Genomic DNA, 12,704 nt, shown 5'->3' with positions numbered 1-12,704 from the left:
TCTTCAAATATAATTCTTGGACTTATTACAGCGCAAAAAGGCTGGAGGTACAAAACCCCCAGCCATTTATGGTGTTATCAATAATCTTACTTAAGTTCGACAGCAGCACCAGCTTCTTCAAGTGCCTTTTTAAGTTCTTCTGCATCAGCTTTGCTAACGCCTTCTTTAACTGTTGCTGGAGCTGATTCAACAAGATCTTTAGCTTCTTTTAAACCTAGACCTGTTGCGCCACGAACTGCTTTGATAACAGCAACTTTGTTACCGCCAACATCTTTTAAGATTACATCAAATTCAGATTTTTCTTCTGCTGCCTCAGCAGGACCTGCTGCAGCAACTGCAACTGCTGCTGCTGCAGAAACACCGAATTTTTCTTCCATCATTGATACAAGTTCAACAACATCCATTACAGACATTTCAGCAACTGCATCTAAAATTTGTTCTTTAGTGATAGACATAATATAGTTTCCCAAATTTACATTTTTTTAATTAATAAAATTCACAATCATACTGACAATTAAGCAGCTTGTTTTTGATCGCGAACCGCTGCAAGAGTGCGAACCAATTTGCCAGCTGCGGCTTCTTTCATGGTTGACATCAAGCGAGCTAATGCTTCTTCATAAGTAGGTAATGTTGCTAAGCGATCAATGTTCGCTGCAGAAATTAACTCACCTTCAAAGGCTGCGGCTTTAATCTCAAAATTATCATTTTCTTTTGCAAACGCTTTAAAAATTCGCGCTGCAGCACCAGGGTGCTCATTTGAAAATGCAATTAGAGTTGGACCAACAAACGCATCTTTTAAGCACTCATATTGAGTACCCTCAACAACTCGGCGTAATAGCGTATTACGAACAACACGCATATAAACACCAGCTTCACGAGCAGATTTACGTAATGCTGTCATTTTGTCTACAGTCACGCCACGAGAATCAGCAACAACTGCAGATAGCGCACCTTTGGCGATTTCAGTAACTTCAGCAACAATCTCTTGTTTATTTTGAAGATTTAGTGCCATTGGTATTGCTCCTGGATTAAACTAGGCAAAGCCTAGAATTATTTTAACTAACTACAAATAATAGTTAGCACAACCACGATGAGCAGAATTCCTGTATTATATCTTATCAGGTTCTGTCACCGTCTACGTAGGAAAATTAAGTAATCAAATTATGACTACACCTACGGTCTTGGACGGGGTCTGGTTAAGGCCAGACACCAACCGATTCTTTTGTTTAATTACTAATTTGTAATTAAACAGTTGCATTCAATGTTGCTTGATCAATCGCAACACCAGCGCCCATTGTAGTAGATAGGCTAATTTTCTTCACAAAAATACCTTTAGAAGATGCTGGTTTTGCACGTTTTAAAGCAATAAGTAATGCTTCTAAATTTTCTTTAAGTTTATCGGCATCAAAATCTGCTTTACCGATAGTAGTATGAATAATACCATTCTTATCATTACGGTAACGAATTTGACCAGCTTTAGCATTCTTAACTGCTTCCGCTACATTTGGAGTTACTGTACCCACTTTAGGGTTAGGCATTAAACCACGTGGTCCTAAGATTTGACCTAATTGACCAACAACACGCATAGCGTCTGGAGATGCAATAACCACGTCAAAATTCATTTCACCTTTTTTGATTTGATCCGCAAGATCGTCCATACCTACTAATTCAGCTCCAGCTTCTTTAGCTGCTTCTGCATTTGCTCCTTGAGTAAATACAGCAACGCGTACACTACGCCCAGTACCGTGAGGAAGAACAATTGCTCCTCGAACATTTTGATCTGATTTACGAGAATCGATACCTAAATTGACAGCGACATCAACACTTTCAGTAAACTTAGCTGTTGCGAATTCTTTTAATAAAGCAATTGCTTCATTAATTTCATATTGTTTTGTTGCATTAACTTTTTCGCGGATAAGTTTAGCTTTCTTAGATAATTTAGCCATTAATTAACCCTCCACTTCCAAGCCCATTGAACGAGCCGTACCTTCAATTGAATGCATCATTGTTTCAATGGTTGCACCATTCATATCGGCAGCCTTTAATTCAGCAATTTCACGCACTTGTGCACTAGTTACTTTACCAACTTTTTTCTTATTAGGTTCACCAGATCCAGACTTAATCTTAGCTGCTTTTTTTAATAATACTGCCGCAGGTGGGGTCTTAGTTACAAATGTAAATGAACGATCTGAATAAACTGTAATAACAACCGGAATTGGTAATCCCTTTTCGATGCTTTCTGTTTTTGCATTAAATGCTTTACAGAACTCCATGATGTTAACACCATGTTGACCAAGAGCTGGACCAACTGGTGGACTTGGATTTGCTGCACCAGCTGCAACTTGCAACTTGATGTAAGCTTGTACTTTTTTTGCCATTTTTTAGTTTCCTTATCTTGGGTGCAAACGCCTCCATTAATAATAACTATTAATAAATAGACAGCTCCCCTAAGTTAAATGAGGGCAGAATTATCCTATAACTGAGTAAAAATTGCAAGACTTATTTATGACTAAAATTAACAGCAGGGCGATTGCCCTGCCGGTGGTAAGGATTTAAAGTACATCAATCGCATTAAGTTCTTTAAATGCAAGCTCTAAACGAGCAATCAAGGAATCTTGACCTTTACGTAGCCAAACTCGTGGATCGTAGTACTTTTTATTTGGTGCGTCTGGGCCTTCAGGATTACCTAATTGAGCTTGTAAGTATGCTTCATTTGCTTGGTAATAACCTAAAATACCAGCCCAATTAGCCCACTGAGTATCTGTATCAATATTCATTTTGATAACACCATAACTTACTGCTTCACTTATTTCTTCAGCAGTTGATCCAGATCCTCCATGGAAAACGAAATTCAATGATTTAGCTGGTAAATTAAATTTTTCAGATACATATTTTTGAGAATTATCTAAAATTTTCGGAGTTAATTTAACATTTCCTGGTTTATAAACACCATGAACGTTACCAAAAGATGCAGCGATTGTGAAACGTGGGCTAATAGCACTTAAACGTTCATAAGCATAAGCTACATCTTCAGGCTGAGTATAAAGTGCGGAACTATCCATATGACTGTTATCTACGCCATCTTCTTCACCACCAGTACAGCCTAATTCTAGTTCTAAAGTCATTTTCATGGCAGACATGCGAGCAAGATATTGACAACAAATATCAATATTATCTTTTAATGTTTCTTCTGATAAATCGATCATATGAGAAGAAAATAATGGTTTACCTGTTTTTGCAAAATGAGTTTCACCTGCATCAAGTAAACCATCTACCCATGGAAGTAATTTTTTGGCACAGTGGTCAGTATGAACAATAACCGGTATACCATATTTTTCAGCCATAAGATGTACATGTTTGGCTCCAGAAATACCACCTAAAACTGCACCTTCTTGTCCATCTAATTTTAAACCTTTACCAGCTAAAAATTGAGCTCCACCATTTGAAAATTGCACAATAACAGGCGATCTAACTTTAGCTGCTGTTTCTAAAACAGCATTGATAGTATTAGTGTCAACACAGTTAACTGCTGGTAATGCAAAATTGTTTTCACGTGCAACTTGAAATACTTTTTGCACATCATCTCCAGTAATTACACCAGGTTTAACAACATCTGAAATCTTTGTAGCCATTCTATTACCTATAATTTTATTTATATAAAAAAGTAGAGGATGAATAAATAACTCACCCTTTATTATTAAACTTTATATTTACGCCTTTGCTCTAGCTTCTAACATTGCAACAGCAGGCAATTTTTTACCTTCCACAAACTCAAGGAAAGCACCACCACCTGTTGAAATATATGAAATTTTATCTTCAATACCAAATAAATCAATTGCTGCTAATGTATCACCACCACCTGCAATTGAAAAGCCTTTGCTATCGGCAATAGCTTTGGCAACGATTTCAGTACCACGGCGAAAATTAGGAAATTCAAAAACACCTACTGGACCATTCCATAAAATAGTTTTAGCATTTTTAATAATATCAGCTAGAACTTGCGCAGATTTATCACCTAAATCTAAAATTTGTTCATTTTCTTTAACATCTTTGACTGATTTTTCAGTTGCTGTAGCAGTTTCACTAAATTCTGTTGCAACACGTACATCAGTAGGTACAGGAATTTGGCAATTTGCCATTAGTTTTTTTGCTTCTGGAATTAAATCAGCTTCATAAAGAGATTTACCTACATCATAACCTTCAGCCGCAATAAAGGTATTAGCAATACCGCCGCCAACAATAATTTGATCTGCAATTTTAGATAGTGAATCAAGTACTGTTAATTTAGTAGAAACTTTAGAACCGGCAACAATAGCCACCATTGGACGTGCTGGATTATCTAGTGCTTTACCTAATGCATCTAATTCAGCTGCTAATAAAGGACCTGCACAAGCAACTGGTGCAAATTTACCAACTCCATGAGTTGAGGCCTGTGCCCGGTGAGCAGTACCAAAAGCATCCATTACATAGATGTCACAAAGGGAAGCATATTTTTTAGATAAAGCTTCGTCATCTTTACCTTCACCCACATTGAAACGAACATTTTCAAGAACAACCAGTTCACCTTCTTTAACGTCTACTCCATTAAGATAATCTTTTACTAAACGTACAGGGTAAGAAACATGCGCTTTTAAATAATCAACAACAGGCTGTAATGAGAATTCAGGATTATATTCTCCTTCTGTCGGACGACCTATATGAGAAGTAACCATCACTTTAGCGCCTTTTTTAATTGCTTCATCAATAGTAGGTAATGATGCTTTAATACGTGCATCAGAAGTTACTTTTCCATTCTTAACTGGTACATTAAGATCTGAACGAATAAATAAACGTTTACCTTTTAGATCAAGATCTTGCATTCTTATAATAGACATGACACTTCCTCTTGTAAAATAAAAACAAAATAAAATTATAGCCATTTTAACATAAAAAAATACTTTAGGTTACTCCCCTCAGGAGCTAAATAATAAACATTTACAATTGAAATTAATTATCATAACCATTAATTTTTTTTATGCGAATGCATTGACAAAAGAGAGAAAATAAGGCATATTCACCCGCCTTATTAATATATATTTTTTATTTTAACTTGGGAGTTGACTTTGGCTAATATCAAATCAGCTAAGAAACGTGCGGTTCAATCCGAAAAACGCCGTAAACATAATGCTAGTAACCGTTCAATGATGCGTACTTATATCAAAAAAGTTTACGCAGCTATCGCAGCTGGTGAAAAACAAACAGCTGAAGAAGCATTTAAAAATATGCAAACAGTTGTTGATCGTCAAGCGGCCCGCGGCTTAATTCACAAAAATAAAGCTGCACGTCATAAAGCAAATTTAATCAAACAGATCAAAGCATTGGCTTAATGTTTTAGTCTGTTAGTGATAATAATTATAGAAAATCATAAAAAGTGGTGAAAGCCACTTTTTTTATTTGTATACTAATCTATCATTCAAGATCAATAACATCAAAAGAGAGTATATTGTGGTTCAGCGTGATTATGTTAGAAAAAAGGGCCGAACAAAAAAAAATAAGTCTCGGCTCATGCCAAAGCTAATGATATTCATCGCTATTGTTCTTATCGCTTTATTCTCTGCCGTTCTTTATGTTATTTCAAATAACAACAAAACAGATAAAGTTGTTGAACAATCAAAGAAAAAAACTGAACCTCCAGCACTAACTTTACCCGAACAACCTCAGGAACGCTGGACATATTTAAAAGAACTAGAAACACCTAACGCTAGTTCTGGAACCTCTTCTAGTTCAGTCGCTAGTGAACGACAACAAATTTTAGATAGTTTTGTCAATAATACTCGTGTTGTCACGCCGCAAGTACAGACGAATACTACAACACAAGCTGCCAAAGCAACATCAATTCCTGTATCATCACAAACCAAATGGTTACTACAGTGTGGTGCATTTAAAGACAAATTCAATGCTGATACACTAAGGGCGCAATTAGCTATGTCTGGGTTTAGTGGTAATATAACTTCAGGTCAATTATATCGTGTTACTGTTGGTCCTTATGCTAATAAAAATGATGCAGATAAAGTTGTAAATTCATTAAAAAGTAATGGTATCAATAGTTGTACTGTTACTAATCAATAACAGAAGCCTATGAAAACATGTAAGCAGATACAGATATTTTCAAAAATGTTATGGTCTCGTATTAACCAAGACCGTCTAACTACATCCTCTGCTGGGCTTGCCTACACCACAATATTGGCACTAGTACCGCTGATTACTGTTATTTTTTCATTATTATCTGCTTTCCCAATGTTTAATGAAATTAGTCGTTCTTTAAAACAGTTAATCTACAACAATCTTGTTCCCACTGCTGGTGATACCATTCAAAATTATCTCGAACAATTTATTGCCAATACCAAAAAAATGACCATTCTAGGAGTAGTGGGACTAATTGTAACGTCTTTATTATTAATTAATTCTATTAATAATGCGCTCAATCATATTTGGAAAACTAAACGTAAACGTTCATTAATTTACAATTTAACCATGTATTGGACGATCTTAACGTTAGGCCCAATTTTAGTTGGTTCCAGTATAGCAATTAGTTCTTATATTTTTTCCTTAAAATGGTTATCTGCAGCTACAACTGGGAATATTTTACTTACTACCTTACCATTCATCATTTCAATTGTTGGATTTTGGTTACTTTACTGCATCATTCCAACTGAAACAGTACCGTTTAAAGAATCGATTATTGGCGCTTTTGTAGCCGCAATATTATTTGAATTAAGTAAACGAGCTTTTGCATTTTATGTTACCTCATTTCCAACTTATCAACTTATTTATGGTGTAGTATCATCAATTCCTATTATGTTAGTGTGGATTTATTGTTCTTGGTGCATAGTTCTCTTTGGAGCAGAATTTGCCGCCACTCTCACTGACTATAATCGACAAAAACAACTCACTCTTAATCATGAACAGAAATCGGAGTAACTAAACCATGATTGCCTTAATCCAACGTGTTAAACAAGCCAGTGTTACTGTTGATGATCAAATCATTGGAGAGATTAATCATGGGATTCTGGTTTTGCTTGGCGTTGAGCAACAAGATAATGAACAAAAAGCCATTCGTCTTTGTGAAAAGGTTCTAGGTTATCGTATTTTTAGTGATGATGAAGGAAAAATGAATCTAAATGTAAAACAAGCTAACGGTGAAATATTAGTTGTATCTCAATTTACTTTAGCCGCTGACACACATAAAGGAATGCGTCCAAGTTTTACTCGGGGAGCCAAACCGGAAGAAGCTAATAACCTTTATCAATTTTTTGTTCAACAATGCCAACAACAAATCGGAACTCAAACCGGTCAATTTGCCGCTAATATGCAAGTATCACTTATCAATGATGGGCCAGTAACATTTTGGTTACAAGTATAATCCATTTAAAAATTTCATATTACCAATAATAAACATAACCTCTACTAAACATTTATTGCAAAGTTTTTAACATCTTGAGGGGATTTTGTGTTTCTTTTAGACCTAACTTGTTTAGTTTATTTACATAAAACTGTTTAACATCCTGCCAACGATAATAAGGATAATTATTGGTTGCTACAGGAATTTTTACTTCCTGCTCATTTAATAACACTTTAACTAAAACTGGTTGATTTGCTTCCCTACTTCGATAAAAGATCCATTGTATATTTGCCCCCATAGGAATAATTTTATCGGCATGCCAAACAGAAGGATACTCCGAAAGATTATCTGTCACATTCCTGGTACCTTCAATTTCAAGCAAAGTTGCTAAAGGTGAAATTGTTTCAGCGTGGGCAAAACGTAAATTAGCATCTATTTTTTGGTCAGCTAGAGCCGCATCAGCGGTATGTATCATATTCCATAATAATGGCGCCGCAATTTTAATCTGAATACCATTGTTATCAAAAGCCGGACCAATTTGTAGATAATTTTTCACACCTACCACAGTATCAAACCAGATTTGTTCCTTAGTTGAAAAATACATACTGAGATCAAGATTATTATTAACTAAAACTTGTGGTGGAAACGCCAATAATTCTTGATAAAGTTGATAAATTGCAATCGCAAAATCATCGGTCTTAATTGATGGGAAATCTACTATTTCAATTCCATTAGCTAGTCTACTTGAAAAATCATAGGTAAATATTTTTTTAGCAATCTCATCACTCATTTGTATTGTTTGTGAGGCATGTTCTAAAGATTTGATCTCATTTTTAATAGCTTTACTATTTTTATATGCTTTATAATTTGGTGAATAATCAAAAAAACGCAATAACGTTTGCTCATCATCGGGTTGCTGCATTATTTGAATATTAGGATATTTAGTACTAAAAACTTGTATAAAAATTTTTGCACTTTCTTTTGCTCTTGGTGAACTAGATGCCATTACATCAAGTTTTTGACCTTTAAAAACCGAAGGATTATTAGCTAACATTCTTTGACTGATAAAACTAATATCTTGACGACCAAGATCAGTCAGCTCACCATAATGATTTTTATTAAGTTGTATAATAATTGCAATTTGTCGAAGTAATTCTTTACCCATATCTGTCAATTGATGTTCTTTTTCAGCTAATAGTAAAGTGTTATAGGCTATATCTTCATATTTTGCTTTACTAATATAACGTGATCCATGACGCCCAATATGGTCAATATAAAAAGCTTGATAACCTTTTGGTACTGAAGTTAACTTCTGTTTAGTATCGTATTGATAACTAGTTTTAGAACCAGAAACAGTCATTTGCTGTGCAAAACTCATTGAAGAAAATAAGAATAATACAATAAAAAACAATTTATTAGAGTTATTCATCAAAACACCTGATTTTTAAGTAGTTTATTTGATTACAAAAGTAATCAAATATATGAATTAATAAAAGTGTATCGATTATTATAATAAATATATTTTTAACAATTATGAAATCTATAGAATCTACGAAATAAATATAACTAATTTTATAACGTTATATTTTGTATAAATTTTATCCTTTTACATAACGTACGTCAAAAATTAAGCGATTATTTTCGCAACACTCTTTTATTTTTTAAAAAAAAGATTATCTTATACACTATTAACGATAACTTTAGACATAATTGATTAAAAAATAATGAAATTATTTGGAACTAGTAGCACTACAATTTGTTGCGCTTTTATTTCAGCATGTATAACTACTCCTTACAATCTATCTCGCTTTTTTAAAGATTTAATTGCTGGTATCACCGTTGGTATTATTGCTATACCTCTGGCAATGGCACTAGCTATAGCTAGTGGTGTACCTCCACAACACGGGCTTTATACCGCCATTATTGCTGGTTTTGTGATTGCTTTAACTGGTGGCTCACGTTTTAGTGTCTCTGGTCCAACAGCCGCTTTTGTAGTTATTTTATACCCGGTATCATTACAATTTGGCTTATCTGGACTCCTAATTGCAACATTACTGTCCGGAATATTTCTAATTTTAATGGGAGTCGTTCGATTAGGCAGATTAATTGAATATATTCCGTTACCTGTAGTTTTAGGTTTTACCTCTGGCATAGCAATTACCATTGCCACGATGCAAATTAAAGATTTTTTTGGTTTAACACTTGAACATATGCCTGAAAATTACATCAGTAAAGTAATTGCTTTAGCTACAACTTTACCAACAATTAATATAGCTGACACAATTGTCGGACTAGTAACCTTATGTGTCTTAATTGTCTGGCCAAAAGTACGCGTCAAAATTTCTGGGCATTTACCAGCATTAATTGCCGGGATTGCTGTTATGTTGATATTTAATCAATTTGATTATCATATTGAAACAATTGGTTCACGTTTTACTTATACTTTGAGTGATAATACTGTTGGTCATGGAATCCCCTCCGTATTACCAGAATTTATTCTACCTTGGCAATATGCTGATTTCCATTGGGAGTGGTCAACACTTTCTGCCCTTCTACCAATTTCATTAACTATGGCAATGCTTTGCGCGATTGAATCATTGCTTTGTGCGGTGGTATTGGATGAAATGACTCATACTAAACATCACTCAAACAGTGAACTTATTGGACAAGGCCTTGGAAATATTATTGCACCATTTTTTGGTGGTATTTCAGCCACTGCAGCAATTGCACGCTCAGCTGCTAATGTTAAAGCTGGAGCTACTTCACCAGTAGCTGCAATTTTACATTCATTAATTGTATTACTAGCACTTATCTGCTTCGCTCCTATATTATCCTTTATTCCATTGTCAGCAATGGCAGCACTATTATTAATAGTGGCTTGGAACATGAGTGCATTCCAACGAGTTATATATATTATTAAATGCGCCCCCAAAGATGATATTATAATTATGCTTATCTGCATGTCTTTAACTGTATTGTTCGATATGGTTATTGCCATTACCCTTGGGATCGTACTTGCATCAATTTTATTTATGCGTCGTATTGCTCGTATGACTCGCCTAGTTGAGTTAAATAAAACGAATAATACAACCTTAGTACTACGTATTAATGGACCGTTGTTTTTTGCTGCTGCTGAGCGTACATTTTTTGAACTATATCAAAAAATTAATGGCTATCATCACATCATATTACAATGGGATGCGGTACCAATTTTAGATGCAGGTGGCTTAAATGCTTTAATACGCTTTATTGATGAATTACCTGAACAAGTGGATTTATCAATTTGTGAATTACAATTTCAACCGCTTAAAACATTGGCTCGAGCAAAAATCACACCAATTCCTAATAAATTAATGTTTTTTTCAACGCTTGAGGAAGCACTGAAAGATAAAAGCTAGTTTTAAATTTTGCTTTATTATAATCGAGTTTCAATAAACACAATAATGTGATGAAAAACATCATTGTGTATACCTACTAAAGTTCTCTTCTTCTGCCGACAAGTATTGGCAGATCTATTGGTTTAAAAAAATTTTTAAATAAATATAGAAATTTAACGTAACGAAATAGGAAAATTTATATGATATCTGAATTAAAAAATATTAATGATCTTAAACAAAAATCAGGCTGGTTTATCTTAGTTGGTATAATCTTAATTGTCTTAGGGTGCTTAGCATTAGGTTACCAGTTTATTGCTACAGTTTTTTCAGTCTATTTCATCGGTTCATTGCTATTAATTGCGGGTATTGCTCAAGCAGTACATTCATTTAGTATTAAAGGTTTTGGTCAAACTGCATTATGGGCAATAATGGGAGTTTTATATATTTTTACGGGACTAATGTCATTTTTCCAACCAATTGCCGTCTCTTCTGCGTTAACTTTAGTTATTTCCTTCTTATTGATAATGAGTGGCTTTACCCAAATATTTGCCGCGTTTAATAATCGTAATTTACCTAGTTGGGGATGGGTATTAACATCTGGTATTATCAATGTTATTTTAGGATTAATGATTATTACTGGTTGGCCAAATGATAGCCTTTGGATATTAGGTATGTTTTTAGGAATTGACTTGATATTCCAAGGTTGGGCTTATGTCGCTATTGGTTTTGCTCTAAAAAATCGATAATTTTTTAATAGTTAGATTGCCTACAAGGTATATATTTGTATATTGTAGGCAATTAAAGCTAATTAAAAACAGCTTAAATTTAATTAGTATGTTAAAAGATTTTGCTTAATTAAGTTAAAAATACTATTTATAACTTTTATTAGTTTTAGCTTTAACTTCCTGCATTGTATGTAAAATTCGATGATAATTTTCCAACCTGGATGGTGCAATTTTACCCTCTTTGACTGCCTGTTGTAACAAACATCCCGGAGTATTTAAATGATTACAATCACGAAATTGACACCCACCTAAATAATTACCAAACTCTTTGAAACCATTGATAACCTGTTCTGGCTGTAAATGCCACAAACCAAATTCCCGAATACCTGGAGAATCAATAATATCACCACCATTTGACAAATGATAAAGTCTGGTCGAAGTAGTAGTATGTTGACCAAGCCCTGATAGTTCGGACACTGCTCCAGTCATAACAGATTGCAATTGATGAGGAAGTAGTAAATTGATAATACTTGACTTACCAACTCCAGATTGACCAACTAAAATAGATATTTTACTCTGCAAAGCTTCTTGTAAAAATGTGATACCTTGTTGATTTTGACAAGAAACCAATAACACTGAATAACCAATTTCAGTATAAATAGCTAATTGAGTCTCAACGTCTAACCGTTGTTCATCACTCAATAAATCAATTTTATTCAATACAATGATCGGTTTGATATTCGTTGCTTCACATGCAACCAAATAACGATCGATAATATTAAGAGATAATTCTGGTAATACGGCTGATATGATCACAATTTGATCAATATTAGCCGCTACTGGTTTAACTCCATCATAAAAATCAGGACGTACGAGTTCGGAATGACGCGGATGTACAGCTTCAATAATACCATTAGTATTAGGTTCTAAACTTTCGCGCCACACTACTTTATCACCAGTTACCAAAGATGGTAATGTTCGGCGAATACTACAGCGATACATTAGCCCTGCATTATCCTCAACATCAGCTGATTTACCAAAACGACTAATTACCACGCCATCACGTGGAAAGGAAAAATTCGATAGATTTTCATCTTGTTGAGTTGTTAAACGTTGTTGATGTTTTGCTGCAACACGTCTTTTTTGATTTTGAGAGAGTTTATTTTTTGCCACAGTCACTAATTTTTACTAAAACAGTTTGTCAGTTATGCTACACTACTC

At 34.3% G+C, this 12,704-nt stretch carries 14 protein-coding genes; 6 read left to right on the top strand and 8 right to left on the bottom strand.

Features of this window, described 5'->3' with window-relative positions; all coding sequences use genetic code 11:
- Positions 1 to 86: 86 nt before the first annotated feature.
- The 6 genes from rplL to pgk all read right to left on the bottom strand — a co-directional run bounded on the left by rplL (position 87) and on the right by pgk (position 4,874).
- Positions 87 to 455 (bottom strand): 50S ribosomal protein L7/L12, encoded by a 369-nt coding sequence (gene rplL / locus A9G13_RS09400; RefSeq protein WP_065557352.1) that lies wholly within the window; start codon positions 453 to 455, stop codon positions 87 to 89.
- Between the two features lie 59 nt (positions 456 to 514).
- Positions 515 to 1,012, bottom strand: a complete 498-nt coding sequence (rplJ, locus tag A9G13_RS09395) for a 50S ribosomal protein L10 (RefSeq protein WP_065557351.1) — start codon at positions 1,010 to 1,012, stop codon at positions 515 to 517.
- A 232-nt stretch (positions 1,013 to 1,244) separates the two neighbouring features.
- Complete coding sequence (rplA, locus tag A9G13_RS09390) at positions 1,245 to 1,946, bottom strand: 50S ribosomal protein L1 (RefSeq protein ID WP_065557350.1); 702 nt, start codon at positions 1,944 to 1,946, stop codon at positions 1,245 to 1,247.
- Positions 1,947 to 1,949: 3 nt separating this feature from the next.
- The gene (rplK, locus tag A9G13_RS09385; RefSeq protein WP_065557349.1) at positions 1,950 to 2,378 is read right to left on the bottom strand and encodes a 50S ribosomal protein L11; all 429 of its coding nucleotides are present in this window, start codon (positions 2,376 to 2,378) and stop codon (positions 1,950 to 1,952) included.
- A 174-nt stretch (positions 2,379 to 2,552) separates the two neighbouring features.
- Positions 2,553 to 3,632 (bottom strand): class II fructose-bisphosphate aldolase, encoded by a 1,080-nt coding sequence (gene fbaA, locus A9G13_RS09380; RefSeq protein WP_065557348.1) that lies wholly within the window; start codon positions 3,630 to 3,632, stop codon positions 2,553 to 2,555.
- Positions 3,633 to 3,710: 78 nt separating this feature from the next.
- Positions 3,711 to 4,874 carry a phosphoglycerate kinase gene (pgk, locus tag A9G13_RS09375; RefSeq protein ID WP_065557347.1) on the bottom strand — a complete coding sequence of 388 codons (1,164 nt, stop codon included), beginning with the start codon at positions 4,872 to 4,874 and terminating at the stop codon, positions 3,711 to 3,713.
- Positions 4,875 to 5,102: 228 nt separating this feature from the next.
- Between pgk and rpsT the strand changes: the two genes are divergently transcribed.
- The 4 genes from rpsT to dtd all read left to right on the top strand — a co-directional run bounded on the left by rpsT (position 5,103) and on the right by dtd (position 7,402).
- Positions 5,103 to 5,366 (top strand): 30S ribosomal protein S20, encoded by a 264-nt coding sequence (rpsT, locus tag A9G13_RS09370; RefSeq protein ID WP_065557346.1) that lies wholly within the window; start codon positions 5,103 to 5,105, stop codon positions 5,364 to 5,366.
- A gap of 178 nt (positions 5,367 to 5,544) precedes the next feature.
- Positions 5,545 to 6,108 carry an SPOR domain-containing protein gene (locus tag A9G13_RS09365; RefSeq protein ID WP_081301222.1) on the top strand — a complete coding sequence of 188 codons (564 nt, stop codon included), beginning with the start codon at positions 5,545 to 5,547 and terminating at the stop codon, positions 6,106 to 6,108.
- Between the two features lie 9 nt (positions 6,109 to 6,117).
- A complete protein-coding gene (locus tag A9G13_RS09360; RefSeq protein ID WP_065557344.1) occupies positions 6,118 to 6,960 on the top strand; it encodes a virulence factor BrkB family protein in 843 nt (280 codons plus the stop codon).
- Positions 6,961 to 6,967: 7 nt separating this feature from the next.
- The gene (gene dtd, locus A9G13_RS09355; protein ID WP_065557343.1) at positions 6,968 to 7,402 is read left to right on the top strand and encodes a D-aminoacyl-tRNA deacylase; all 435 of its coding nucleotides are present in this window, start codon (positions 6,968 to 6,970) and stop codon (positions 7,400 to 7,402) included.
- A 52-nt stretch (positions 7,403 to 7,454) separates the two neighbouring features.
- Here the strand turns inward: dtd and A9G13_RS09350 are convergent, their stop codons facing one another.
- Positions 7,455 to 8,810 carry a histidine-type phosphatase gene (locus A9G13_RS09350; protein ID WP_065557342.1) on the bottom strand — a complete coding sequence of 452 codons (1,356 nt, stop codon included), beginning with the start codon at positions 8,808 to 8,810 and terminating at the stop codon, positions 7,455 to 7,457.
- A gap of 295 nt (positions 8,811 to 9,105) precedes the next feature.
- On the opposite strand from A9G13_RS09350, the gene dauA reads away from it, so the two are divergent.
- Entirely contained in the window at positions 9,106 to 10,779 is a 1,674-nt protein-coding gene (gene dauA / locus A9G13_RS09345) for a C4-dicarboxylic acid transporter DauA (RefSeq protein ID WP_065557341.1), read from the top strand.
- A gap of 179 nt (positions 10,780 to 10,958) precedes the next feature.
- Positions 10,959 to 11,504 (top strand): HdeD family acid-resistance protein, encoded by a 546-nt coding sequence (locus tag A9G13_RS09340; protein WP_065557340.1) that lies wholly within the window; start codon positions 10,959 to 10,961, stop codon positions 11,502 to 11,504.
- A gap of 123 nt (positions 11,505 to 11,627) precedes the next feature.
- Here A9G13_RS09340 and rsgA read toward each other — a convergent pair whose 3' ends face one another.
- Positions 11,628 to 12,656 (bottom strand): small ribosomal subunit biogenesis GTPase RsgA, encoded by a 1,029-nt coding sequence (gene rsgA / locus A9G13_RS09335; RefSeq protein ID WP_065557395.1) that lies wholly within the window; start codon positions 12,654 to 12,656, stop codon positions 11,628 to 11,630.
- Positions 12,657 to 12,704: the final 48 nt, after the last annotated feature.

The sequence above is a fragment of the Gilliamella sp. wkB178 genome, assembly GCF_001690705.1.
GTDB classification, from domain to species: Bacteria; Pseudomonadota; Gammaproteobacteria; order Enterobacterales; family Orbaceae; genus Gilliamella; species Gilliamella apicola_K.
This window is presented reverse-complemented; position numbering and strand designations above follow the sequence as displayed.

Excerpts from the sequence above, each read along its gene's own strand:
- rplL (WP_065557352.1), bottom strand. The coding sequence starts at position 455 with ATGTCTATCACTAAAGAACAAATTTTAGATGCAGTTGCTGAAATGTCT.
- rplJ (WP_065557351.1), bottom strand. The coding sequence starts at position 1,012 with ATGGCACTAAATCTTCAAAATAAACAAGAGATTGTTGCTGAAGTTACT.
- rplA (WP_065557350.1), bottom strand. The coding sequence starts at position 1,946 with ATGGCTAAATTATCTAAGAAAGCTAAACTTATCCGCGAAAAAGTTAAT.
- rplK (WP_065557349.1), bottom strand. The coding sequence starts at position 2,378 with ATGGCAAAAAAAGTACAAGCTTACATCAAGTTGCAAGTTGCAGCTGGT.
- fbaA (WP_065557348.1), bottom strand. The coding sequence starts at position 3,632 with ATGGCTACAAAGATTTCAGATGTTGTTAAACCTGGTGTAATTACTGGA.
- pgk (WP_065557347.1), bottom strand. The coding sequence starts at position 4,874 with ATGTCTATTATAAGAATGCAAGATCTTGATCTAAAAGGTAAACGTTTA.
- A9G13_RS09365 (WP_081301222.1), top strand. The coding sequence starts at position 5,545 with ATGCCAAAGCTAATGATATTCATCGCTATTGTTCTTATCGCTTTATTC.
- A9G13_RS09360 (WP_065557344.1), top strand. The coding sequence starts at position 6,118 with ATGAAAACATGTAAGCAGATACAGATATTTTCAAAAATGTTATGGTCT.
- dtd (WP_065557343.1), top strand. The coding sequence starts at position 6,968 with ATGATTGCCTTAATCCAACGTGTTAAACAAGCCAGTGTTACTGTTGAT.
- A9G13_RS09350 (WP_065557342.1), bottom strand. The coding sequence starts at position 8,810 with ATGAATAACTCTAATAAATTGTTTTTTATTGTATTATTCTTATTTTCT.
- dauA (WP_065557341.1), top strand. The coding sequence starts at position 9,106 with ATGAAATTATTTGGAACTAGTAGCACTACAATTTGTTGCGCTTTTATT.
- A9G13_RS09340 (WP_065557340.1), top strand. The coding sequence starts at position 10,959 with ATGATATCTGAATTAAAAAATATTAATGATCTTAAACAAAAATCAGGC.